A 24,434-nucleotide genomic window follows, 5' to 3' on the forward strand; every position below is an offset into this window, starting at 1 on the left:
AAGCGGCAGAATATTGGATTAGCTTCATTGCTTTCCCGCCACCGCAGACCTAGGCCATGCCCAAGCGGCCGTGAGGTTCCGGAAATGGTGACGATGCCAAACGAGCGGGAGGCCGCTGCTAAGACTAGCAACGAAAAGCAGCCGGTAGGTTCAGGGATGATTGGAACTCCTGAGCTTTGAAGTTTCATCTAAGAGAAACTGTGCTGCTGCAACAATCCGGCCCAAGTGCCTTCTCCTTCGGTACCGGAGAGGGGCGACCCGATCTCATCGAGAAGATCTTACGGAGCCCAAGTCGACGTGAATGTCATAACGATGCAGCTTCGCATAGACGGTGCTCTTGGCAAGACCGAGCGCGGAGGCGGTGGCTGTCACGTTGCCGTTGCAAGACCGCAGCGTACGCGAGATCAAGTCACGTTCGGAAGACTCGGCGAGAGACAGACCCGGATCGCGCTCGCTTAGTCGTTCTGTCCCCCGGATGGTCTCGGGCAGGTCCGAAGGTTCGATCGTGTCGCCGTTGCCGGTCAGCATGAGACTCTCGACCAGATTGCGCAGTCCGCGGACGTTGCCGGGCCAGTCATGGCGCTGGAGGTGCGCGAGCGTCTCTGACGCAAAACGGCGATCGGCAAGACCATAGCGCGCCGCTGCCTGGGCGACGAAGTGATCGACCAGCAGCGGAATGTCCTCGCAGCGCTCCCGCAGCGGCGGTATGTCGACGGGGACGACAGCCAGCCGGTAGAACAGGTCCTTGTGGAAACGTTGTGCGTCCACCTCCGCTTGCAGATCGCGGTTGGTCGCGGCGACGGGCTCCGTGGAGAGGAACGATGCTCGCACTGCCAATACCAGTCCCGGCACTACCGTCGGCTCGTCGACCCGCTCTGCAGCACCGGCCGTAGCGGGTGAGCCGCAAGACGTCCGCTCACAACCCAATTCAGGCCGTGGGGCCATGTCCCCGGTCAATGAGCTGCGGTGTTGTTAGTTGCTCAATCCGGCATCAGATTAGCCCTGGTGGCGAGGAACGAACCTGAGTGTTGACTGTTCATTCTGCGCTGCAACACTTCTTGGATTCTCCCGGATTTCGTGCACGCCCCTTTGAGTGCATACGATGACCGCCGCCTACCTTCAGACACGCTCGCTAAGATCCCTTGCCCATAAAGGCCGCATGATCGCGCAGGCGCATCCTTATGTAGCAGCTGCAGCCGCGACCGCAGGAGCTTTGGCTATATTGGCCTTGGTGAACCGCCGCCTGGCCAATAATGCTGAAAACGACAATCGCCCCGCTGGCCAATTCCTTGAGGTAAACGGCGTCCGGCTACACTATGTCGAACGTGGCTCAGGCACGCCGCTGGTCCTGCTGCATGGCAATGGCAGCATGATACAGGATTTCGAGTCCAGCGGTTTGATCGATTTAGCCGCCAAGAACTATCGCGTCATCGTTTTCGATCGTCCCGGCTTCGGTCATAGCGATCGGCCGCGCAATGTTGTCTGGACTCCAGCGGCACAGGCTGAACTGGTTAACGGCGCCCTCCGACGGCTGGGCGTCTCAGATGCAATCGTATTGGGGCACTCGTGGGGCGCTTCTGTCGCAGTCGCGCTGGCGCTCAAATATCCGGACCTGGTCCAAGGCCTGGTTCTTGCCTCGGGATATTACTATCCGACGTTGCGTCCTGACGTGGTTGCGTTATCCGCTCCAGCGGTGCCTTTAGTGGGCGATGTCCTGGGGCACACTATCTCACCGATTCTAAGCCGGGTTATGTGGCCGCTCTTGATGGCAAAAATCTTTGGTCCACGGTCTGTGCCTAAGAAGTTTCAGGGCTTTCCGAAAGAGATGGCCCTTCGTCCTTCTCAGATTCGCGCATCGGCTGCGGAGTCAGCGCTTATGATTCCAGACGCATTTTACTTTCACGACGAGTACGCAAATTTGAAGATGCCCGTGGTCATCGTCGCAGGGGAGGGAGACCGATTGGTTGACATTGATGCGCAATCGGCGCGGTTGCACCGCGATATTCCCCGAAGCAGTTTTCACCGCGTTCCGGGAACCGGCCACATGATCCATCAGACCGCAGCCGATGTAGTCATGTCTGCAATCGACGAAGTGGCGATCGCGAGGTCCGCGTCGGCTGACAGAAACCGTGAGGAAGCAAATGAAGCAAAGCCGGATGTCTTCTGACGACGTTTCCATGCCGGCGTGGTGCGAAAGCACTTGCGGGCCGCAATCCGCGCTGCAGGCGTGGCTTTGTGGTCTTGGAACGTTGACACTGACGTCATCACCATGGATGAAGCGCTTAGGACCTATGGGAAGTTTCGAAGGACGAAAATCAGATCACGTTCGACATCTTGTCCAAAAACATTCATCCAGCACCGCCGGGGCTCCTAGCTAGGAACATCCATGTCTGTTGCAAAGCGAAACAACGTCCAGGTTCGCGGTAGCGGTCCAAGAGCTATGGTGTTTGCTCATGGCTTTGGATGCGACCAGAACATGTGGCGCTTCGTCGCTCCGGAATTTGAGCGCGACTATAGAACCGTTCTGTTCGATCATGTCGGGGCCGGGCATTCCGACTTGAACGCCTACGATCCCGTCAAATACGCAAGTCTGCAGGGGTATGCGGACGATTTGCTCGAAATTGGTCGCGAACTGCGTCTAGAGAACGCAGTATTCGTTGGCCATTCGGTGAGTGCGATGATCGGCGCTCTGGCTTCGCTCCAGCATCCTGCCATGTTCGAAAGCCTCATCATGGTGGGACCTTCTCCCCGCTACATCGACGACGACACTTACAAGGGTGGGTTTAGCGCGCAACAGATCGAAGAATTACTGTCCTTCCTGGAGGAAAACTATATGGGCTGGTCCGCACAGATGGCGCCGATGATCATGGGAAATCCTGACCGCCCGGAGCTCGGCGAGGAACTGACTAACAGTTTTTGCCGCACCGATCCAGAGATTGCCAGGGCCTTCGCCCGCGTGACCTTCATGTCCGATAACCGTGCCGATCTGCCGAGAGTATCGGCGAGAACCCTTGTGCTTCAGTGCAGAGAGGACGTCATCGCCTGCCAACAGGTTGGCGAATACGTGCATAAACACATCCCGCGCAGCGAACTGGTGTTACTCAACGCAACCGGACATTGCCCGAACCTGAGCGCCCCTGACGAAGTTGTCGCTGCGATCCGTGCATTTGTCTGATCCGAGCCACAATCGCTCAATAATTCCGGTCGAAGACCTCAACGACCTCTACGAGAACGCGCCCTGCGGCTACCTTTCCCTGCTTCCCGACGCGCGGATCGCCAAGGCCAACCGGACCCTGGCGACATGGCTGGAGTATGAGCCGGCGGAACTACCCGGCAAGCTGATGACCGATCTGCTCAGCATGGCAGGACGCATCTTCTTCGAAACTCACGTCCGCCCCCTGCTGCGCATGCAAGGCTTCTTCAACGAATTTGCCATCGACATGATGACGAAAACGGGAAATCGCATTCCTGTGCTTGCCAATGCGGTTGAAAGGCGCGACGAAGCGGGCGGAGCTCTCTTCACGCGTCTCACGATTTTCCGGGCGATCGATAGGCGACGTTTCGAACGCGAGTTGCTGAACGCACGCGCCGCTGCTGAAGCCGCGCGTCAGCAGAGCGAACAGCTCAGAGTGCTGACGGAAGCAAGCCTCAAGGCCGAGCGTGAAACGGCCGAACTGCGCGAACAGTTCATTGCCGTACTGGGCCATGACCTTCGTAACCCGCTTGCCTCGCTGTCGGCAGGGGCTCGCATGATGTTGAAGGTCAAATCGCCAGAGGAGGCGGTCAAATTCGAAGCCATGATGCAAAACAGCGTCGCGCGAATGGCAAAATTGATCGACAGCGTGATGGATTTTGCACGGGGCCGCTTGGGTGGCGGCCTCACTCTTGGCGAACGCGTGTTCCAGGCCCTCGAACCTGTGCTCGACCAAGTGGTAGCCGAGTTGGCCTCAGCGCATCCGGAGCGCGCCATCGAAACGCATTTTGAGCTTGGAACGCCGGTCTACTGCGACGCCCCACGCATCGCGCAGTTGTTCTCAAACCTGCTCGGCAATGCCATTAGCCACGGCGCCCCGGATGCGCCTATCCGGGTCGAGGGTCAGGTGCGGAATCAAAGCTTTCAATTGTCCGTTGCGAACGCCGGTCAGCCAATCTCGGAAAAGGCCATGGAGCGGCTGTTTCAGCCTTTCTATCGCGGGGAGGTTCGTCCGGCCCAGCAGGGGCTCGGCTTGGGACTGTATATTGCGTCGGAGATCGCGAAAGCACATGGCGGCACGCTCGCGGTGACGTCTGTACAGGATGAAACACGCTTTACGTTCAGGATGCCGTTGGCACCGCCGGTTTTATAGAGAATACGCGCGCGAGATAGTCGAGGCGCACGGTGGTTCGATCCGTGTCGTCGTTCATTTGATGTTCGGTCCCGAGGGCGGGCGGCCGGAACCGGTCAGAACGACCAGCGGTGCATTGCTGCCGCCTCGGCATCGTGGAGGTCCAGCGCGCGCTGGCCAAAACGGATCGCCTCGCTGATCTTGCCGGTGTAGTACAGCGCGACCTTGACGACGTCGAGCATGGTCAGATCTTCGCCATGCCGTTCCATATATAGCAGCGCTGGCGCGATCGTCTCATCGTGGCGTTTCAGGTTGGACACCGTGGCGATGCGCGCTTTTTCCGGTCTCGGCTTGCCCGGCTGTTTCCGGCTCAGCCGGCAAGCTGACCGGTCACCAACGACACGACTTCACTATTTTAGATATCGAGCTGAATCGGCGGCAATTGTCGCCAGTTCGCGTTTAATTTGGGCGCGCACTCCGAAGAACGCTATCCCGGCGTTCTGGGGGTTGTTCCGCCGGGCTCTCCTTTGAGGAGTGTTCGAAGGGTCAGATCTAAGTCTCTAATGGCGAAGGGTTTGCCGATTACGGGGACGTCATCGAACTGTTTGGTCGGGCCGGCGCCCCCATATCCAGTACTGAAGATGAATGGAATCTGTCGTTCGCGAAGAATATCCGCCGCTGGAAAAACCATCTCGCCGCCGAGGTTCACGTCTAACAATGCGAAATCCAGCGCGGCTGTCCGTGCTACTTCGCAGGCGTCTCTAAGGCGCCCGACCGACGCTACAATATTCACGCCAAGTTCGACCAGCATATCCTCTATGAGCAGGGCCACCGCGCCTTCGTCTTCAACTAGTAGTGCATTCAAGCCATGAAGTTCAGGCATCACCCGCGGCACCTTGGAGCGGGATCACCATGTGGCATCGGGCCCCGTCGGGTTCTAACACCAAGTCGAATTCACCGCTGAGATCACGCTCGATGCAGCGCTCCATCAAGCGGCTGCCAAATCCGCGGCGCTTGGGCGGCCGGACCTCCGGCCCACCGCTTTCGCGCCAATCGCACTCGAGGATCATGCGTGACGGCTCATTGCGAAGGTTCCATCGTACTGAAACTGACCCTTGCGACGAAGACAGAGCCCCGTACTTGCTGGCGTTCGTCAGAAGCTCGTTCAAAACCATTGTGACATTCAGCGCTATTCGAGGACTGAGTTCGACGTGAGGGCCGGCCGTGAGAACCCGGCCTTCGCCCGCCACCGGCGCGATGATGTCGTGAATGAGCGTCTCCAAAGGTGCGTCCTGCCAGTTTCGTTTAGAAAGCAGGTCGTGGGCATGAGCGAGTGCCAGAATCCTTCCTTCAAAAGTCTTGGTGAATTCGCTCAGGCTCTTGGAATGGCGTGCCGTCTGGTTTGCCAAGGACTGAACGGTTGCGAGGGTATTTTTGACGCGGTGATTAAGTTCATCGATTAGCACTTTCTGTGCATTCTCGGCCCGCTTGCGTTCGGTGATGTCCACCAGCATGTTGATGGCACCTACCAGGTTGCCGTCAGCGTCTCGTAGAGGTGTAGGATAAGGAATGAATGGCACACGCGTGCCGTCCGGACGCTCGGCCGTGGCTTCTGCGCCGCGAACCGGACGGTTTTCTCTGAGCGTGACTGCCATGGGGCATTCGTTGTGAGGCAAGGGGGTGCCGTCTGGCCAATAGAGCTTCCAAGTCACGCACCATTGATCATCAGGCAGGGGAGTTCTGCCGGCCATCTCTACCGCAGCCTTGTTGAAGAAATTGATGCGGCCCGCGGCATCGGTCGTGTAAACGGCGGCAGGCAGGGCTTCTAGCAAATCACGCATCCGCTGCTCGCTTTCTCGGATGCGATCCTGCAGTTGTTTGGCTTCAGTGACATCTTGGCTAACACGGACTCCATACTGAAAGTGTCCGGCCGCGTCGCGCACTGATGAGCTGAAGATATCGAGATAGCGAACTGTGCCGTCGGGCCGTACTGCGCGCTTGCGATAAGAATAGTTTTGAATCTCGCCGCTTACCTGTCTTGCATAAAGTTCGGCGTCCCTGGAGCGATCTTCAGGATGAGTATAATCATTGAAATTCAGGCCAATTAGCTCTTTGTGAGAGCGACCAGTAATTCTACACAATGCGTCATTGACGCGCAGCAGCTTCCCGCTCTCGTCAGCTTCAGCTATTCCGACGCTGGCGGCTTCGTAGGTTGCGGCAAGGCGGACCTCGCTGGACTCCCGAGCCACTTCCGCTGCACGCAACTCGGTGATGTCAGTGGTAAAACAGCGTGTATTTATGAATTTTCCATCCTCAATGCGACTATTCGAGGTGATGAGAACGTGCTTGATCGAGCCGTCCTTGGCGCGCAGGCGCGCGCGATAGCGGTTAAGTTTCTCACCGCAGGACAGGCGTTGAAGGATGTCGCCGATCACCGGGGCGTCGGCATGAAATTCTGCGATATGGTGTCCAATGTATTCGTCGGGCCGGTATCCAAGCAAATCGAGTTCTGCCTTATTGGCGCGCTGGATGATGCCCTCGCCGCTGACGATATGAAGACCGATCGCGCTGTTTTCGAAGAAGTCCTCAAGTTCCCTGGTCTTGCGCTGGACCTCGGCTTCGATCTGCTTACGGCTAGTAATGTCCTGGAAGCAGTTTATTGCGCCTTCGATACGGCCGGCGTGGTCGCGAAGGGGCCGAATGTTGACGAGGGCGGTAAGCCTGGATCCGTCTGGGCGCTCAATGACGACTTCGGCATTTCGGGTGGGTATGCCCAACTTTACCGCGGTGGCCATCGGGCAGTCGGCGTGGGCGAGGGCCTTTCCATCGGGCAGAAACAAGCGATGCGAACCGCAGAAGAGTTCGTGTGCTTCCAGATCGGGCTTTCGGCCCCAAAGGACCGCAGCTTCGCTGTTGTAACCGACTAGCCGACCGTCGCGATCGCAAAGGTAGACGGCGCCTGGGATCGCGTCGAAAGCAGCCGGTCCGGCGGCCAAAAATGCTTGATATTCCGTTAATTTACGCGCGGAAAGAGGGAATTCTTCCACATTTGACATCTGTATTTCCCTTTGGACGGTCGGCACGGCTTGCCAGCAGGTGACGACGGTCCGGGTGCGAAAGTATCGGATGAGGCACAAAGCTCCGCCAAAAGCCTCTAACGCGAAAAATGACCCTGTGTTCCTAGCGTATTCCCCGCGGCGCCGCAGCGGCCGGCGGGCGGCCCCAGCTGGTCCCGGTGGGGTTCACAGACCCAGCCCTCGTCCTCTCACAAGAGGCATAGCGGTTTAGGCATTCCTGGGCCGGGACTAGGAATCGGCGGCGTTGCAACAGGCGCTCGCTCTATCTGGCAAATCAGGCTCAGGAAGCGCCAGAACTCCTGATCGAGGCACTGCAGCAGTTCGAGGCTGCAACAGTCTAGGATCGCACACGCGGCGGTTTCGCTTCTCCTCCGGATGGTTGCGCATGAGATCGCAGGAGAGAGCTGAGGTCCGCTAATGGGATGGTCCCGCCGTGCTCCGGCCCTGCCAGCACGAGAAGCTGGCAAGGGGCGCTCAAGACAAGGAGCACGCCATGTCTCAGAAACTCAACGCAGCGATCGCCGTAATCGGCATCGATATCGGCAAGAACTCGTTCCACATCGTCGGTCATGATCACCGCGGTGTCATCGTGCTGCGGCAGAAGTGGTCACGCGACCAGGTGGAAACGCGGCTCGCCAACCTGCCGCCGTGCTTGATCGGTATGGAGGCCTGCGTCGGCGCCCATCATCTCAGCCGCAAACTTCAAATGCTTGGCCACGACGCCCGCCTGATGCCGGCGAAATACGTGCGCCCGTACTCGAAGGGACAGAAAAATGACTTCCGGGATGCGGAAGCCGTCGCCGAGGCTGTCCAACGCCCGACCATGAAGTTCGTCGCGACCAAGACCGCCGATCAGCTTGACCTTCAGGCACGCACCGCGTCCGCGATCGATTGGTTGGTCAGCGTACCGGCGTCATCAATCAGATCCGCGCGTTCCTGCTGGAGCGGGGCATCGCGTGCGGCAAGGCCTGCATTCCCTGCGGTTCGAGCTGCCGGATATCTTGGCGACACGCACCGATGTGCTCTCGCCTCGCATGTTGCCCATCATCGAGGGTCTGGCGGAAGACTGGCGCCGGCTGGATGAACGGATCGAGGGGCTATCTAGCGAGATCGAAACGCTGGCCCGTCAAGATAAGGCTTGCGAGCGACTGATGACGGTGCCCGGCATTGGCCCGATCATTTCGAGCGCAATGGTAGCTGCGATTGGCACTGGAGACGTGTTCTCGAAAGGCCGCGACTTCGGCGCCTGGCTTGGACTGGTGCCGAAGCAGATATCGACCGGCGATCGCACGATCCTCGGCAGCACATCGAGGCGCGGCAATCGCTACCTGCGCGCGCTGTTCGTGCAAGCCGCATGGGTTGTGCTGGTCAAGGTCAAGTGTTGGGAGCGCGCTATGGCCTCAACTCTTAAATCGAAGCCGCCAAGAAGCGATTGCACCACAACGTGCTGGCGATTGCGCTCGCCAACAAGCTCGCGCGGATCGCCTGGACGGTCCTCAACAAGGGACGCGCCTTCGCGTGCGTCAAGACGGAGAAGACGGCGTCCCGACCTGCTTGATCCTCGCGCCGTGCGCGGGGCCGTCAAGGCGCGGCCTGGCGGCAGGAGAGCAAGACGTCAGGACACACGACGGCCGGCCTTGACGATCCCTGCGCGCGGCGCGTCGGCGCGCGCAGGCCGGGACGAAGGAACGACCGCCAGGCACGAACAAAGGAACAGCGCTAAATGAGGAGCCATCGATGACCTAACAACACCCTTACCCGCCGAGGTCTGCGAGAGGATGAAACGACGATGGAGGATCGGTCTTCCCGGCGCATGCGAACACTGGTGACCCAAATGGCCCGTACGAGCCCTGTCCGCTAACCAGATCGCATGTGCGCTGATAACCATGATGGCCCGGAGCACAACACGCTCCAATCAGAGGCCGGATACATTGATGCAAGACCGTATCTACCGGATCGTCGAAATCTTCTTGCACCGCACGGCCGGACCATACATACGGGTTATGAGCGCCGTTTTGGCGGCCAAGCCGCCGCTTCCGGTCTACCCTGAGACCTGCCGGCAAGCTCTGAACATCACGGCAAATAGGAACGATGATTACCGGCGGGCATTCAGGTGCCGAGCGGCCCCAATGGCCTCGGGGCTCGACAAGGATATTAGATGGTGCAATTCGCGCTTCCGCGAAACTCGAAGGTTGGAACCGGAAGGACTTGGCCCAGACCGGAGTCAGCAGCCTTGCGGGAGTTTCGGATTTATCGCTGGAATCCGGACGACGGCAGAAATCCTCGGACCGACACTTACTTTGTCGACGCAACTGATTGCGGCCCGATGGTGCTCGATGGACTGATCTGGATCAAGAACAACATCGATCCCACACTGACTTTCCGTCGATCTTGTCGCGAAGGGATCTGCGGATCCTGCGCGATGAACATCAACGGGCAGAATACGCTCGCCTGTACCAGGGCTATGGATCTGGACGACGATCTGGTGCGGATAAATCCGCTGCCACACCAGCCCGTCATCAAGGACCTAGTACCTGATCTATCGAACTTTTATGCGCAGCTCGCGATTATCGAACCGTGGCTGCAGACCAAGACACCGACGCCGCAAAAGGAATGGCGGCAAAGCCACGAGGACCGGGAGAAGCTGAACGGGCTGTACGAATGCATCCTTTGCGCCTGTTGCTCGACGTCGTGCCCGAGCTACTGGTGGAACAGCGAGCGCTTTTTGGGCCCAGCCGCGCTGCTGCAGGCAGCAAGATGGATCAACGATAGCCGGGACGAAGCGACCGGCGAGCGCCTCGATATTCTGGAGGACCCGTTTCGGCTATACCGCTGCCATATCATTCTGAATTGCGCAAAGGCGTGCCCGAAAGGACTGAATCCATCGCAGGCTATTGCCGAAATAAGACTGAAGCTGCTGGGACGGAAAATATAAGCGGTAGTCCCGCGGTCGGATCGAATGGCTTCCACCAGTTCCGTAGCGACCCCTGATAGAACCGCCTCTCGGTCGCGTTGGTTCAATCGCACGCCCGAGGAGAATCTTCATGCCAAGAATAGGATTTCATGCATCGCATGAGCAGTTTGCCCCCTCTGAACTTCTCAGTCTGGTGCATCAGGTTGAGTCTGCCGGCTTCGATTGTGCAATGTCATCTGACCATTTCCGACCTTGGGGAGGATCGCAGGGGCAATCCGGATTCGCCTGGGCATGGCTCGGGGCTGCGCTCCAAGCAACGACGCTCCCTTTCGGCATCATCTCCGCCCCAGGCTACCGCTATCATCCGGCCATCCTTGCCCAGGCGGCTGCAACCCTGTCTGAGATGTTTCCCGAGCGGTTGTGGCTCGCGCTTGGAAGCGGGCAACGGCTGAATGAAGACATCACTGGCCTGCCTTGGCCGGAGAAAGCCGAGCGGAACGCTCGTATGCGGGAATGTGCTGACATCATCAGGGCATTGTTCCGCGGCGAAACCGTTTCTCATCGCGGGAGGGTCGTCGTTGTCGACGCGCGGCTCTACTCTTTGCCCAAACAGCCGCCTCGGCTGCTTGCAGCAGCAGTGACGGAAGCCACGGCTGAACTCGCCGGAGCGTGGGCGGACGGACTGCTGACGGTGAATGGACCACCCGACCAGGTCAGCAAAGTTATTGAGGCGTTCCATCGCGGAGGCGGGCAGGGAAAGCCGCTGTTGATGCAGGTCGGCTTGAACTGGTCCAGAACCGAGCAGGATGCGCTTCGAGGAGCGTACGAGCAGTGGCACTACAACGTACTCGGTGGCGAGGTGAATTGGGAGTTGCGGTCCCCGCAGGATTTCGAAACCGCAACGAGGTTCGTTCGTCCGGAAGACATGCGACAATCGCTGTTGATCTCGGCTGACCTGAGCAGGCACGCAGCATGGCTGCAGGAATACGTCGAGCTTGGCTTCGACGAACTGTACCTGCATCAGGTCGGCGTCAACCAAAGCGAGTTCATCGAAGCATTCGGCCAAGAAGTGCTGCCGTCCCTGAGATCGTAGAAAGCCAAGCTGCTGGAAACGGCCGCTCGCATTCAGCGGGCATATCGTTCAGCGATGCTGGCGTACCGCCGAGATCGATTGAGGACCAGTGTCATGCAACGGTGTTGAGGGATAGGCGGGTCAGTCATTGCACAGGTCTGATCGGACGACGCCTGTACTCGTCTATTGCGACATTTGAAAGCAGCAGCCTGCGCTTCTCGCCGCGCCTCATCATGCCGATTATAGTATCTGACAGGATTCGCGAAGTGTCGATTGGTTCACCCAGTTCACCTGTCCTTTCGAGGACATTCCAAGCAATGGTGAAGGATTGCTCAAAAAGTTCGTTGTCACTCATCCGGCGAAAACGACAGCGAATCTAAAATGTTCCTACAAGGAAGTGCCGCCCTGAACCAGCATACCGCCAACGTAAGTTAAGCGCGGGGAACGGGCTTTCACAAGAGCCTGCAACTGGCTCGGGCGATGTGCTCTCCAGACACTAAGGAGCCGGCTTGAAAGGTGAGGTCGTAGATCACCTCCAGGTGTGAAGGTGAGCGGCCAGCCTCAGCGTGGAGCTGCGGTTCGCGCCAGAGAAGCTGAGAACCATAAAGGCCAGTTTGCGCTTCGTCATCATAGGAATTCCGTAGGAACCAGTACGCTTACAGCTCATTCAGTTTGCATGTACTCCTACTACAGGACCAAACGCCGGCCGGCGCCGCGGAAGGCCATGTTGCGGGCGTCGGTCCCGACCAACATTGCTGCCAATCCAGCAAACCATAAGCAGATTACATCGGGGGAAACTCGCCCGAGGGTGGTCATCATCGGTGCGGGATTCGCCGGTCTCGAAACGGCTCGAGCTCTGTCAGGGGCCGAGGTGGACGTGGTCCTGCTCGACAGGAAGAACCATCATTGCTTTCAGCCGCTTCTGTATCAGGTAGCAACCGCCGCACTTTCGCCGGCCGATGTGGCGTGGCCGATTCGGTCCATCGTCTCGGACCAGGACAATGTCATTGTCATTATGGCAGACGTCTGCGCGGTGGATACCACCTCGAAGATCGTCAGGACGAAGGAGGGCGATAGTTTTCATTACGATTATCTCGTGATCGCAACGGGCGCCTACAGCTCTTACTTCAACCATCCCGAATGGGCGCAATATGCGCCGGGGCTCAAGACGATCGAGGATGCCACGCGGATCCGCGCAAAAATTCTGATCGGCTTTGAGCGTGCCGAAAAGGGCACTTCTGAAGCCGAGATCCAGAAGTTCATGACATTCGTCGTGGTCGGAGGTGGTCCAACCGGGGTTGAATTGGCCGGTTCGATTGCGGAGATCGCGCGAAGCGTGCTGGTTCGGGATTTCAGGAGGATCAACCCGCAATCGGCGAGGATTGTGCTGGCCGAGGCCGGCCCTCGTATTCTGTCCACCTTTCCGACCGATCTGTCTGACTACACCGAAAAGACCCTCACGGATGTCGGCGTCGAAGTGATAACGGGACGCGCGGTTACTAGCTGCGACGAGCAGGGCGTCTCGCTCGCTGGCGGCGAGCGGATCGAAACGGCTTGCGTGCTGTGGGCTGCCGGAGTCAAGGCGTCGCCGGCGGCGGAATGGCTGGGCGTTGAAGGCGATCGAGCCGGCAGGGTCCCCGTGAATGAATTCCTTCTGATTCCCGGGTCTTCAAACGTGTTTGTCATCGGAGACACCGCATCAGTTCGCGGCGGGGGCGAGCCTGTGCCCGGCCTGGCGCCCGCGGCAAAGCAAATGGGCCGACATGTCGGAAGGCATATTACCGCCATCGTGGCGGGCGCCAAGCCCCGCCAATCGTTCGTCTATCGCCATCAGGGCGATTTGGCCACAATCGGCCGTAAGGCCGCTGTTGTTGCGTTCAGCAGGACGAAACTAAGGGGCTTTCTTGGATGGCTCGTTTGGAGCGTCGCTCATATCTACTTCTTAATCGGGGCACGAAACCGCGCGGTCGTGGCGATCAACTGGGTTTGGGAATATATCACATTCCAACGCGGAGCTCGCCTGATCAGCTAGTCGGATCGACGAACGGTCTGGCTGTTCGTTCGGCGCAGCTAACATAAAGTCGGATTCCGCCGTTGTGACTTGCCGCTCTCCAACCATGCCGCCCGAGAGAGATCGCGTGCCGCTCGATTGCCGGGTGAGGATTCGCGATGCTTGTAAGCAACGAACCTGCTCCGTTCCACGCCTATGGCAGCACCCAAAGCGCAGACGCTACGATCATGATACCCAGGACCAGGGACAAACCAATTAGCCACCACGCTTGTCCGATCCCCCGCCTTCTTTGTCTATTTTTGGTAGTGCGCGCACGTACCTCTTCGGCGGCTGCTAGTCGAACCTGGACAGTACTGTTCGGATTCCCGCCAGCCTCGTCGTCAGTTCCCAGCGGAGCGGCCGCTGGGTCCCCAGCGTCGACCTTATCACCTGCGTGCCCCTGATCGATTGCAATGCGGAGCTGCTCGGTGGTTTCAATAGGAGCCTTTGCGCTGAACTCAGCAGGTGCCGAGGGAGAAGAGCTCGATGCGCGATTGTTGTAATTGCTGTTACCCATACGTGACAACCAAGGCACGGCGCGAAAGTTTCGGTCGGCCGCATAGTCACAAAGAGGATCATTCATCCGGGCGTGGCAGGACATTTGCAGGCGATCTCTGGTGGACCAAACACGCTGTGGAAAAGGCGACAACGGGGCTGGTAAGCCACCGGTGCCTACTAGGGAAGGCGGCGGTGGTACAAGGGCATCAATTGACGGGCCCCGGCGCTAACTTTCAGCTGCGGCAGGCCGCAAACGTTGCCTCCACTCATTCAAAACCCGAGGAAGCTGGCTGAGCGCGGGCGCCCTTGAAATTCCGGCCGTTCTCCAGCTTGGAGCAATGTGATGCCAGAACCCAGCCAGTTCAGATCAGCTGACGTCGAGCGGTGACTCGCGCTTGCTGTACGCACGCCAATAGGAACGATCGCGCAGATCGTGCTTTGTCGGTTTTCTTGACAGAGGCACCATGGAGCTCGCTGCGGTGATCGTCGGTCTGTTGATGGGCAGCTACTCTTTCGCGGTCGCCCAAAGCTCGAGGGGCGGACGACAGCCGGCGGAGACCAAGGTGACCCGGGCAGTGCGTGGTGTCGCCGGCACGACTGTAGGCGATAAGGCTCAAACCAATCAGTTTGACAGCTGCGAAAACGGCGACACTGGCGCGAGACGACGGAAGCGCCGAGCAAGAGCCCGACTGCGATTTTGGGGGCGAGGGGACCGGCGAAGAGGAAGACAGCAAGAACGAACTAAAGTGCTCGCAGCGAAGAACACGGGGGAGTGCAGATGAATCTATCTCGTGAGGAAGAGAGAGCGGGCACCCGGAAGCTGTTCATGATCAGCTCGGTGATCGCGGGCGTATTGTTCATAGGGCTGTTCGCCTGGTTTGCGGTGCCGCAACTCACCGGCATAACCGATTATTTAGGCCGTCCCCCAACAGGCGCCGACAAGGGAACAGCCAGCACGACGGTGGGCACCGGCGTGCCAACGCAGCGTGAAGCCGAGAGCGCGCATGCAAAGAATGACCCCAGCGGCGCCGAAGACAGCACCGGAGGCCGGGCGCGGAAAATTAAGGAGAGCTCTCAGTCGCTCTCACTCAGCAAAGAGCAGCGCGATGAGCTGCGGACCATATTCTCCGCCGCAAGAGGACCGAAGACAGATCATCCAAACTTCGAGATGATGATCGGAACATCGGTCCCTCGCCAGACCGAACTGGCGGATCTGCCGCCGCAGGCCGCCCAGGTGCTCAACGGTCACGCAGGCAGCCAGTACATGATCGCCGGCAGCAACCTGATTGTCGTTGATCGGAACTCCCGGCGCGTGGCCGCTATTATCGCTGACGTGCAGTAAACTCACCACTGGACGCGGAGTGTGGTCAAGCGGGGTGGTCCGGGACGACAAGCAAAAGGCCGATCATGATGGAGAGCTGAAGGCCGTCTCTATTGGCGGCCTCTTTCATTTCTAGGGATGTCTCGTAGTGGCCCTTCTCGTACCTCGGGCAATGTCCGCTTCTCCGCCGCTGTCGGGGGATAAGCGGACCTCGCGGATTTACGAGTCCACGCACTACGCAAATAGATCAGCTCCGCTCTGTGTTAACTTCACGAACGTTCCGCTCTCGTGCAATTCCAGCCAGCCAAGCGAAAGAGCGAGGTCTAAGCCGGCGCCGTATTCCGCCGGACAGGCGCCATCGCGAAACAGAAAGGGCCCGTTGACTTTTTCGATGTAGATGTGAGCCCTGCACCGGCTCGACGGCGTTTGCGATTTCGAGGATCCGGCGCGCAGCTTTTTCCGGGTCAGCGTAGGGGCGTGCGCTGGCGTATTTCATGCCGCGATCTTGTCTTCCTTATCAGCGCGGCGGGCGACAATCCTGATGGCATTGTCGGGCAAAGGCCGCGGAAGTGCCTTGGCCTCATCCCACGGCGCGCGCATCCAGACGTCGCGCTCCAAAATCGGCGGATTGGATCCAACCAAGAACCTCGCGGCGTGTTTCGCCGCGCCGACGGGTGATCGAACAGGATTAGGGAGCGACTATTTGGCTTTAGGACCAAGAGGCGCTTTGCCCAAAGTCTGGCCCCAAAAACGAAGTCCGGTCGGGTTCTTTGATTGACGGGCTTATCAGGGCAAACCGGAAGCAGCCGAAAATCTTCCGAACGGCGCTTTTTGACCCATACTGGTAGTCTGCCTACAGGCAATGGTATGCCGTCTCATTCCAGATTGGCTTGGCGATGGCCATGAAGCCGCCTTCCTGCGCCCATTTCGGACATGGTGCTATGATTTGCTTTAGGAACGGGTGACGGTTTTGGTCGTTCATTCTGCGCTGCAACACTTCCTGGGTTGTCCGGATTTCTTGCATGCCACCTGGAGTGCGTAGAATGTCCGCAGCTCATCTCAAAACACGGTCGCCTACATCCCACCACGGTAAAGGCCATACGATGGCCGGAGCGCATCCTTACTTAGTGGCCGCGGCCGTCGCCGTCGGAGCTTTGGCCATATCAGCCCTGATAAATCGCTACCTCGCCAAGAAAGCCGAGACCCGCAATCCCCCCTCTGGTCTGTTCCTGGAAGTGAACGGCTTGCGGCTCCACTATGTCGAACGCGGATCAGGCACGCCATTGGTCCTGCTGCACGGCAATGGCAGCATGATCCAAGATTTCGAGTCCAGCGGTCTGATCGATTTAGCCGCCAAGAACCACCGCGTTATTGTTTTCGATCGTCCTGGCTTCGGCCATAGTGAGCGGCCACGCAACGTTGTCTGGACGCCGGCAGCACAGGCTGAGCTGATTAACAGCGCTCTCCGTCGCCTGGGCGTCTCACAAGCAATAGTCTTGGGGCACTCATGGGGTGCTTCTGTCGCGGTCGCATTGGCACTCAAATACCCGAAACTGGTCCAGGGTCTGGTGCTTGCCTCGGGATATTACTATCCGACTTGGCGCGCTGACGTGGTCGCTTTCTCCGTCCCAGCAGTACCTATAGTGGGTGATGTCTTGGGCCATACGCTCGCACCGATTATAGGTCGGGTGATATGGCCACTCTTAGTAGAGGAGATCTTCGACCCGCGGTCCGTACCGAAGAAGTTTGACGCCTTTCCGAAAGAGATGGCCCTCCGTCCTTCTCAGATTCGCGCGTCAGCGGCGGAGTCGGCACTTTTGATTCCGGATGCAGTCCACCTCCGCAATGAATACGCAAAATTGACGATGCCGGTTGTCATCGTCGCTGGTAATGAAGACCGACTTGTTGATATCAATGCGCAATCTACACGGTTGCATCTCGACATTCCCCAAAGCAGTTTTCACCGCGTTCGCGGAGCAGGTCACATGGTCCATCAGACTGCGACCCGGGTCGTGTCTGCGATCAACGAAGTGGCAAACGACGTGAACAGTATTAAGCTTCAACGAGGCTTATCGCGCGAAATGCAGTCTAATGACCCGGTAAACGTAGACGGGATTCCTGGTTAAGTAGAGGTCACCCGTCGGCCAATTTCTGGTGCACACATTTTTCCATCAAGTTTCCGCTTATGGTCTTGGCTGTGTCAGGGCCCCAAGCCGACTAACTTCGTCGCCGTCTCATACTGAGGAAAGTCCGGACTTCGCATCAGTGATCCTTCGAGAGCAGCTTGTGACCCCCAAGCGGACTTACGGCGTTAATGTTTGCCCATAAACGTAAGGACAGCCTGATCGTACGCGTCAGGAGCTTCTGCAGGCACGGTGTGCGAAGTTCCGGCAATGATGATCCTCTCGCGGTTTGGTAGGCAGGTCTCTAGCTGGTCGACAATTCGATAGAAGAATTTGGGACTTCGCTCGCCACAGAAGCGTTGGCGCACCGATCGACTTGGCCATTTCGCATGTGAACACTGGCCTCGGGCGACAGGCAGGCAAAACTACGAGGTGCGGTACGAGGCGAAGAAGACGGGAAGGTCGGCGTTTGCGGTGAAGAAGGCCGTCAAGAAAGTCGGCACCAGCCGCAAGCGGATCGAGCGCGGGCTCGGACTCTAGAAGGCTAGGCGTCCTGCGGCCCGCTAGGAAGGTAGGAACGATAGCTGAAGGCCGAAATTGATCCTCAAGAGTGCGCGAGGATCATGACATGTCTTCGATTTCGTACGTTGAACGGAAACTTCCCGCCATTTTGATGCTGCTCACGCTCTTTCCGGGCAAGCTGGCGGCGCAAGGACAGCCTGTCGAAACCGCCTCTCACCTGCCGGTGGCGTTGTGGTTCATCGGAGCGGCTGTTCTGGGCTTGGCGTTGGCCTACGGCATCATGCGGAACAGGCGTAGAACGCGCGCCGAAAAGCAGATCACCGAAGAGGCAACAAAAGACCTCTACGCGCGGGAGAAACGCAACTCCTGAGTTCAGGAGGCTCTGAGACGTTGTTTTGCCGATAGGCTCATTTATCTGGCTGAGAAGGACGCCGCTTGAATTGCCTCGGCGCATGGCTCGCGCGGGGCCATTTTTATGGCCCAACTACTTGTGAGAAGAATTTGCCTCCAACCTTTTCTCCTTCGCCAAATAGCTATGCAGCTGATGCGGTCAGAAGCGACCACCACTGGCGGCGAATCTCATGCGCCGCTAGTGGCCCATGCGAGCGTTAGGAAAGCTCGGCCGTACGTCGGCGCCGCGTTTTCCGCAAACCTGGCAAACGAACAACTGTTCAATGTCGGACAGCCTGAGGTTAGCCGGCCAGCAGTCAGCATCCATCAGGGCCGAGTGGCCGCATTTGTAGTCTGAGCAAAAGATAACGATGGGGCGAGCGCCAGATTCGCGCATTTCGCCGAAGGAGATTTCTGTGGCCGAGCCATGCCTCAACTCAGGCGAACCCTGCCCGGCGGGAAGCCTGGTCAGACGGCTCCGACGAGAGCTCGCCGCGCGCCGGGACCGTTCCTCAGCACGATGCAGGGCTTCTGCAGAGCCATCCCGACGGAGCCTATGAAATCTAGGCGGCCTTGCGCTGCTCGACCGCGAGATAATCTTGCGTCACCTTGCCCACATTGGCATCGAGCCAGGCTGCCATCCGCTCTTTTTCCTGGAGGTTCGCTTCTAGGAGGGGACGTGCACTCTCCTGGCTCGCCGGGCTGCACAACGTCAGCAACGATTTGTAAGCAGCGATTTCAAAATGCTCGAAGGCGTCGTTTGCGAAGGTGTTTTTCAGGATCTCGTCACCGGCCATCGCATTGGCCATGGCTGTCGTGTTGGCCATCACCGATGAGGTAGTATCCTTTATCGTTGAAGACGTCTCACCGCACGCTTCGAGGCATTGCTCCAGTCTCTTGAGCTGCTCGTTAGTCTCGGCCAGATGATCTCTCACTTTGGCTTGTACGTCCGGATATTCATCCAGGCGCTCAAACTGCCTTTCCATAAGTTCTCGGGCTTGCACCTCCATCGCATGAGCGTTGCGGAGGCCTACTACAAAAACATCTCGTGCTGTCATTGTCATTATGCATCTCCCGTTCGGTGTTGAACCTCAAACTGGATTTGCGTAACTAGGTTCCTAACGGGATAACCAGCTCTTCGCGTGTGGTAGGCGGGGCGGTCACATCGCGCTATGCCCGGGGGCCGCACTGTGTGCGACATTTTCGATCAGGAACGCTTGGCCGACGACTAGCTTCTGTTGAGAGGACGGCAGCAAGAAGATGGCAACACATCAAGGATGAAATGTCCAGTGTGTCACGTTGCCCGATGATGACCGACTGACAGGCCGTGGAAATAGAATATTGCCCGCTGTGCCGGGGGTCTGGCTCGACCGCGGCGAACTAGACAAGATCATTGAACGCAACGCGCAGGAGGCCGAACCGGACGACGAGGGGGGACGATTCCGACGACGAGCCAAGCCTAGGTTCGTTCGAGCGGATGACCAATCAAAACAAGGCGTGGTAGCGCCAGCACCGCTGGGCCTTCCCCGCGGTCGATGCCGAGCAACACGACGCCGACAGGTAGGGCGACGACCCGGCAGAGGATAGCGAGCCGTCCGGCATTGGTGACCACGGAAGCCTCGAGCAAGTTGGCTGGTGCGACAACCAGTTCACGGTGATGGCGTGATGCCGTCCGCACTCTGAACGAACGATCACCTGCATGATGCGTTACCGTAGATGCAGCCAGCAAATAGGGAGGTAACGGGAAATGGACAATCGGGTCATAGCCGGTGTTGTTGCGGCCGTTATCATTGTTCTTGCGCTGCTTGGTTGGACTGGTGGCTGGTTCGGGGGTGAGACACCGGCACCAGCGACGCCACCAGCCGGGCAACAACCATCGAAGTAAAGAGCACGGCGGCCCCGCGTACGTGCGGCAATCCGCCTTTGCAGGGGCAAGTACTGAGGCCAGCAGCTCGGCCCGGCGGTTCACGCTGGCGGGCCTGGCTAGCTAATTAAGCGACTGCGCTGCCAGATAGTTTCCGACCTTTCGAGCTTCTTGCTTCGGAAAGGCAAAACTGAGCCAACCCAGTCCCGGATGCCTAATCACTAGGACGGCCATCCCCGGAGTGATCTCGGGTGGCGGCGCGTACCAACCTGGATCTCGGACAGCTTCAATTCGTTTGCCGATCGGCGCGTCGGCAGACACAGGAGGACTCATGTCCGCTCGGATCCGCGCGAGGTTGGCAATGAGACTGTCAAGCTCGGCCGGCGGACGAGCTCGGGCGGCGGCTCGCGGCAAAGTGTATGAGCCGAGGGCCTCATACTGCGTGTCGGCCCGATAGCCGACATAGCGGCACGTATATAACCGCTTAAGTTTTGAAATAACCTAACAATTGTTCGGGGCACGCTCGGTGCAAAGTGCATATTGCCGCCAATCGCACCAGCGGTGACGAGGACGCGCAGTAAGCGCTCCAAGCCCTTCTTCCAACAGAGAGCAGTTCATGGTCATCAAACGTCGTCGTTTCAAGCAAACTCATTCCCTTGAGGAACGTCTTGCCCAAGATACAGCGCAACTAGTTGAGCAAGCTAAAGTGCTGCCGGACGGTGCCGCGAGGGAGCACATCATTCAGAGGATCCAACAGAACGAGGCTGCCACTCACGTTTGCGAGCTGCTTCGCTCGCCACGACTTCAGCCTGCCAAGTAGGGAGTATTTAGTGGTCAAGTATCAAGCGTACTTTGTAGGTTCGGACGGGCATTTCACGAGCCATCGCGCGTTCTCGTGCTATACGGACGAACAAGCCATCGAGTGGACGAAGCAGCTAATGGATCAGCGGCCGGCGGAGCTTCGGTGCGGCGCACGAGTGGTAAAGCGTCTCTCTCCTCCGATGATAGACGGACCGAACCCTGAGCTCGCATCGGACGGCGCTCCGCCTCCGGTGCTGTAGTTCTTAGGAACCCTGGCGCTGCACGAACGTTGTAAGCGCAATCCCCCAAAGCGGAGCTTCCCATGCGACAACAGCGCACGCAACGATCGCCTGTGGCGGCGCCAGCGACAACGACCAAAGCGCCGACCGACCTTCCGACGAGTGGTTACGCCCTCATCGTGGATGGCCACGCGAAGCGAGAGTTTAAAACCCAAAGTTCTGCTATCCAAGCAGCCAAAGGCTTGAAGACGCGTTTTCCCAACCTTCAGATCAAGGTTTACGATGCGCAAGCAAAACGGGCTGAGCAGATCGAGATCGACCTCGCTCCGGCCTAAAAAGGCAAATCGGCAACCGTAGCCCCATTGGCAGCACGGGACAATACTCGCGCCATTGGATTCCATGACAAGGTTGGCGGTCGAGGCGAGCGGCGTCATTGCGCTGCGCATGACAAAACTCATGCTGGGCGGAAAACGGGCGGCGCGGCGAGAGGCCCGTCTAATGGTGAGCGAAAAGATTGATGCCGCGGCCAAGGCGACCGCGAGCCTGATGGGCGGCGCTTCAGCAGAGCAGATAATCAGTCAATACCAGAGGCTCGTGACCGCCAACGCAAGGCGGCTACGCAAAATGGGGACCGGCGGCACGGCGAAGAAGTCCCGCCGCCGCCGAAAGTAGCGTAACCCCTACCAAGCATGATAGCCAAGAAGAGCTGGCAAGCTTCAGTTCGTGCTTGGAAAGTGATCGGCGTGGTCGGCTACTCCACAACCCGAATTGTGCGGCGCCGCTTCATTCGATCGATGGCGTGGACAACTTCGTCTCGATCGAGAACGGCATTTAGCCGGTGCACCGTTCGCGTGGCATCGCGCGGACCGGGTGCGATGTACTCAGCGAGGATGCACCTGGCGTCCTCCATCGCGTGCAGTACGATGTCCTGATCCGGGGCGTTCATGGTACGCGCCTTATTGAGCGCGGACTCAAATTCAGAAAAACGGACTTATCGCGGGCGAGGGTGCACACTGACTCGTGGTCGAGTTGGCCTCTGGATAGCATCCGAACTCGGCCGGCCGCTTCCATACGGATAGATCGGCGCCCTGGACTCGCGGACTTGGCCGTTGACCATGATCCTCTTGTCCGCCGGCTCGTCTCGGCGGCGATCTCCGTTGCTGAAGCGTCGGTGCGGCGGCTGCGGGGGAGTCCCAATTCCATCTCATGTCAAAGCCCAGTTCTTCGGGCGAGCGCCCGATCTTGGTCCGGTCACGGCGAAGTTCCGTGGCTGGTTGGATGAAGGGATGTGGTGCGCGCGGGTCGAGCTGCCGGCTCGTCCAATCGATCGCCCGGCCGCGGACGACAGCGACGACTTGGTAGAAGACAGGGTCCTTCAGGGTAATCGTCGATGCGGCGAGGGAAGTATAGACCCGAGTAGATGAACCGCGCGGCCGCCGGGCACCTCGGCGCAGAACAGGCCTGTCGCCAAGCAGCAAGCTCCAGCGGCGCCATCAGCCGCTCGAAACCTCGGGAATCGGCGATCGAAGGATGCAATAAGGCGGGCAGGGTGGGGATCATGGCGCCACACCCGAAGCGCCGATGCTGAGTCTGCCTTGTGAGAGGATTTTCACGGCCGCTAGCGCGATAGCGGAGTAGACGTCCTCGTCCTATTCGTTTCATCCCGTAGTTCGCAGCCGACAGGACCAACCGGCAAGTTTACATTCCGGAAGATTTGTCGGGCCGGTACGCACCGCTCGGATCATCGCGGAAACCAACAATGGCGGAGCGATGGTTAAGGCAACAATCCGAGCCCTGGATGCGCTGGTTAGCTTCAAATCGGTGCACGCGAGCCGCGGAAAGGTGGTGCGTGCTGAGCCAATCGTAGCATTGTACGAACAGCGGAAGGTGCACCACGTCGGAAATTTCTCGACGCTAAGTGTTTGAGCGCAGCTCGTGCCATCTGAACACTGTCGACACAGACATCGATGCCATGGACCGCAGCAGCGTGGAGTAGGACCGCTCGAATGAACGAGAAATCGATTGCAAGGGTTGCCGGTCCAGCGCCTTGCGCGGCTCGCTTCCTTCCGAAGGAGAACTCGATCAATCTGTCGCGGGTTATGTCCTTGAGATTCACACGACCGAGCGAAACCTTGACGGCTTTAAGCACCATGGTGACGTTGCCCCCAAGTTTTATCCAATCCTGAGTTCGTTCCGGCCATTGGATTTGCCCGGATGGGCGGTGGCAGCGACGGGAGCTGGCGCGGAGCCCTCGGCATAGCGCAGCGCCGGATCCCGTCGCGGATGGCAGGTGAAGGCGAACTCGGACGGCGTCTTCCATCCGAGCCGCGAGTGTGGGCGTGCATCGTTGTAATCGGCGCGCCAGCACCGGAGCGCGACGCGGGCTTGGCCCAACGAGGTAAAACAGCGTCTCGTTCAACAGTTCATCCCGCAGCCGGCCGTTGAAGCTCTCGATGAAGGCATTCTGCATGGGTTTGCCCGGCGCGATATAGTGCCAGGCGACGCGGCTCTGATCGGCCCATGTCAGGATGGCGTTGCTGGTGAGTTCGGTGCCGTTGTCGCTGACCACCGTCTTGGGCTTGCCGCTCTATCACCAGCCGGTCCAGCTCCCGCGCCACACGGGTGCCGGAGAGCGAGGTATCGGCCACCAGCGCCAGGCACTCGCGGGTGCAATCATCGACCACGGTGAGGATACGGAAGCGGCGGCCGTCAGTGAGCTGATCCGACACGAAATCGAGCGACCAGCGGTCGTTCGGCGCCATCGGTACCGTCATCGGCGCCCGGGTCCCGATCGCCCGCTTGCGGCCGCCACGGCGGCGCACCGCGAGCCTCTCTTCCCGGTACAGCCGGAACAGCTTCTTGTGGTTGACCAGATATCCCTCCCGCTTGAGCAGCACGTGCAGGCGCCGATAACCGAAGCGGCGACGTTCCTGGGCGATTGCCCGCATGCGCTGGCGAAGGCCGGCTTCGTCCGCCCGGGTCGTTTGGTATCTAATGGTCATGCGGCAGCAGCCGATGGTTTTACACGCCCGCCGTTCGCTCATCCCGAAGGCGCCTCGGAGATGGGCGACAGCTTTCCGCTTGGCCGCGGGCGTCACCATTTCTTTCCCACGAGATCCTTCAAGGCAGCATTGTCGAGCATGGCGTCGGCCAAGAGCCGCTTCAGCCGTGTGTTCTCGTCCTCCAGCGTCTTCAGCCGCTTGGCCTCCGACACCTCCATCCCACCGAACTTGGCCTT

At 58.9% G+C, this 24,434-nt stretch carries 20 protein-coding genes and 2 pseudogenes; 13 read left to right on the forward strand and 9 right to left on the reverse strand.

The features are described from left to right. Positions 1-264: 264 nt before the first annotated feature. Positions 265-852, reverse strand: a complete 588-nt coding sequence (locus HCN50_RS07055; RefSeq protein ID WP_311967342.1) for an AAA-type ATPase lid domain-containing protein — start codon at positions 850-852, stop codon at positions 265-267. Between the two features lie 250 nt (positions 853-1,102). Between HCN50_RS07055 and HCN50_RS07060 the strand changes: the two genes are divergently transcribed. The 3 genes from HCN50_RS07060 to HCN50_RS07070 all read left to right on the forward strand — a co-directional run bounded on the left by HCN50_RS07060 (position 1,103) and on the right by HCN50_RS07070 (position 4,346). Beyond that, the gene (locus HCN50_RS07060; RefSeq protein WP_171708898.1) at positions 1,103-2,167 is read left to right on the forward strand and encodes an alpha/beta fold hydrolase; all 1,065 of its coding nucleotides are present in this window, start codon (positions 1,103-1,105) and stop codon (positions 2,165-2,167) included. Between the two features lie 219 nt (positions 2,168-2,386). Beyond that, a complete protein-coding gene (locus HCN50_RS07065; protein WP_171708899.1) occupies positions 2,387-3,175 on the forward strand; it encodes an alpha/beta fold hydrolase in 789 nt (262 codons plus the stop codon). Further along, positions 3,168-4,346 carry a PAS domain-containing sensor histidine kinase gene (locus HCN50_RS07070; RefSeq protein ID WP_171709205.1) on the forward strand — a complete coding sequence of 393 codons (1,179 nt, stop codon included), beginning with the start codon at positions 3,168-3,170 and terminating at the stop codon, positions 4,344-4,346. Before HCN50_RS07065 ends, HCN50_RS07070 begins: the two co-directional genes overlap by 8 nt. A 95-nt stretch (positions 4,347-4,441) precedes the next feature. On the opposite strand, the gene HCN50_RS07075 is transcribed toward HCN50_RS07070, so the two are convergent. The 3 genes from HCN50_RS07075 to HCN50_RS07085 form a co-directional block, all read right to left on the reverse strand. Further along, a complete protein-coding gene (locus HCN50_RS07075; protein WP_171708900.1) occupies positions 4,442-4,645 on the reverse strand; it encodes a hypothetical protein in 204 nt (67 codons plus the stop codon). A 167-nt stretch (positions 4,646-4,812) separates the two neighbouring features. Then, positions 4,813-5,208, reverse strand: a complete 396-nt coding sequence (locus tag HCN50_RS07080) for a response regulator (protein ID WP_171708901.1) — start codon at positions 5,206-5,208, stop codon at positions 4,813-4,815. After that, positions 5,201-7,381, reverse strand: coding sequence for a PAS domain-containing sensor histidine kinase (locus tag HCN50_RS07085; protein WP_171708902.1), 2,181 nt, complete (start codon positions 7,379-7,381; stop codon positions 5,201-5,203). Before HCN50_RS07085 ends, HCN50_RS07080 begins: the two co-directional genes overlap by 8 nt. A gap of 514 nt (positions 7,382-7,895) precedes the next feature. Here HCN50_RS07085 and HCN50_RS07090 point away from each other — a divergent pair. From HCN50_RS07090 to HCN50_RS07125, 8 genes and pseudogenes are all read left to right on the forward strand, one after another. Next, positions 7,896-8,960: pseudogene (locus HCN50_RS07090) on the forward strand (IS110 family RNA-guided transposase). A 600-nt stretch (positions 8,961-9,560) separates the two neighbouring features. Continuing rightward, positions 9,561-10,337, forward strand: coding sequence for a succinate dehydrogenase iron-sulfur subunit (locus HCN50_RS07095; RefSeq protein WP_171708903.1), 777 nt, complete (start codon positions 9,561-9,563; stop codon positions 10,335-10,337). A gap of 109 nt (positions 10,338-10,446) precedes the next feature. Next, complete coding sequence (locus tag HCN50_RS07100) at positions 10,447-11,409, forward strand: TIGR03885 family FMN-dependent LLM class oxidoreductase (RefSeq protein ID WP_171708904.1); 963 nt, start codon at positions 10,447-10,449, stop codon at positions 11,407-11,409. Positions 11,410-12,196: 787 nt separating this feature from the next. After that, positions 12,197-13,420 carry an NAD(P)/FAD-dependent oxidoreductase gene (locus HCN50_RS07105; protein ID WP_311967347.1) on the forward strand — a complete coding sequence of 408 codons (1,224 nt, stop codon included), beginning with the start codon at positions 12,197-12,199 and terminating at the stop codon, positions 13,418-13,420. Between the two features lie 1,294 nt (positions 13,421-14,714). Continuing rightward, on the forward strand, positions 14,715-15,278 hold the full coding sequence (locus HCN50_RS07110) for a hypothetical protein (RefSeq protein ID WP_171708906.1): 564 nt from the start codon (positions 14,715-14,717) through the stop codon (positions 15,276-15,278). A gap of 1,022 nt (positions 15,279-16,300) precedes the next feature. Beyond that, on the forward strand, positions 16,301-17,383 hold the full coding sequence (locus HCN50_RS07115; protein ID WP_171708907.1) for an alpha/beta fold hydrolase: 1,083 nt from the start codon (positions 16,301-16,303) through the stop codon (positions 17,381-17,383). 402 nt (positions 17,384-17,785) lie between these two features. Continuing rightward, a pseudogene (locus tag HCN50_RS33490) lies at positions 17,786-17,920 on the forward strand (DUF3606 domain-containing protein); the annotation flags it as partial. Between the two features lie 88 nt (positions 17,921-18,008). Further along, positions 18,009-18,272 carry a hypothetical protein gene (locus HCN50_RS07125; protein WP_171708450.1) on the forward strand — a complete coding sequence of 88 codons (264 nt, stop codon included), beginning with the start codon at positions 18,009-18,011 and terminating at the stop codon, positions 18,270-18,272. 583 nt (positions 18,273-18,855) lie between these two features. Here HCN50_RS07125 and HCN50_RS07130 read toward each other — a convergent pair. Together HCN50_RS07130 and HCN50_RS07135 are read right to left on the reverse strand one after the other, a co-directional pair. Then, positions 18,856-19,356 carry a ferritin-like domain-containing protein gene (locus tag HCN50_RS07130; RefSeq protein ID WP_171708909.1) on the reverse strand — a complete coding sequence of 167 codons (501 nt, stop codon included), beginning with the start codon at positions 19,354-19,356 and terminating at the stop codon, positions 18,856-18,858. 395 nt (positions 19,357-19,751) lie between these two features. Beyond that, on the reverse strand, positions 19,752-20,162 hold the full coding sequence (locus tag HCN50_RS07135) for a hypothetical protein (protein WP_171708910.1): 411 nt from the start codon (positions 20,160-20,162) through the stop codon (positions 19,752-19,754). 1,117 nt (positions 20,163-21,279) lie between these two features. Here HCN50_RS07135 and HCN50_RS07140 point away from each other — a divergent pair. Together HCN50_RS07140 and HCN50_RS07145 are read left to right on the forward strand one after the other, a co-directional pair. Then, positions 21,280-21,531 (forward strand): hypothetical protein, encoded by a 252-nt coding sequence (locus tag HCN50_RS07140; RefSeq protein ID WP_210264802.1) that lies wholly within the window; start codon positions 21,280-21,282, stop codon positions 21,529-21,531. A gap of 64 nt (positions 21,532-21,595) precedes the next feature. Further along, on the forward strand, positions 21,596-21,868 hold the full coding sequence (locus HCN50_RS07145) for a hypothetical protein (RefSeq protein ID WP_171709208.1): 273 nt from the start codon (positions 21,596-21,598) through the stop codon (positions 21,866-21,868). A gap of 1,141 nt (positions 21,869-23,009) precedes the next feature. On the opposite strand, the gene HCN50_RS35035 is transcribed toward HCN50_RS07145, so the two are convergent. Genes HCN50_RS35035 through HCN50_RS35045 form a run of 3 tightly spaced genes read right to left on the reverse strand, consistent with a single transcriptional unit; the run spans position 23,010 to position 24,416 of the window. Further along, positions 23,010-23,666 (reverse strand): integrase core domain-containing protein, encoded by a 657-nt coding sequence (locus HCN50_RS35035; protein ID WP_512699166.1) that lies wholly within the window; start codon positions 23,664-23,666, stop codon positions 23,010-23,012. Further along, complete coding sequence (locus tag HCN50_RS35040) at positions 23,620-24,297, reverse strand: IS3 family transposase (protein ID WP_512699167.1); 678 nt, start codon at positions 24,295-24,297, stop codon at positions 23,620-23,622. Before HCN50_RS35040 ends, HCN50_RS35035 begins: the two co-directional genes overlap by 47 nt. Then, positions 24,291-24,416, reverse strand: a complete 126-nt coding sequence (locus HCN50_RS35045) for a hypothetical protein (protein ID WP_283812053.1) — start codon at positions 24,414-24,416, stop codon at positions 24,291-24,293. Before HCN50_RS35045 ends, HCN50_RS35040 begins: the two co-directional genes overlap by 7 nt. Positions 24,417-24,434 lie beyond the last annotated feature (18 nt).

The sequence above is a fragment of the Bradyrhizobium archetypum genome, from assembly GCF_013114835.1.
GTDB classification, from domain to species: domain Bacteria; phylum Pseudomonadota; class Alphaproteobacteria; order Rhizobiales; family Xanthobacteraceae; genus Bradyrhizobium; species Bradyrhizobium archetypum.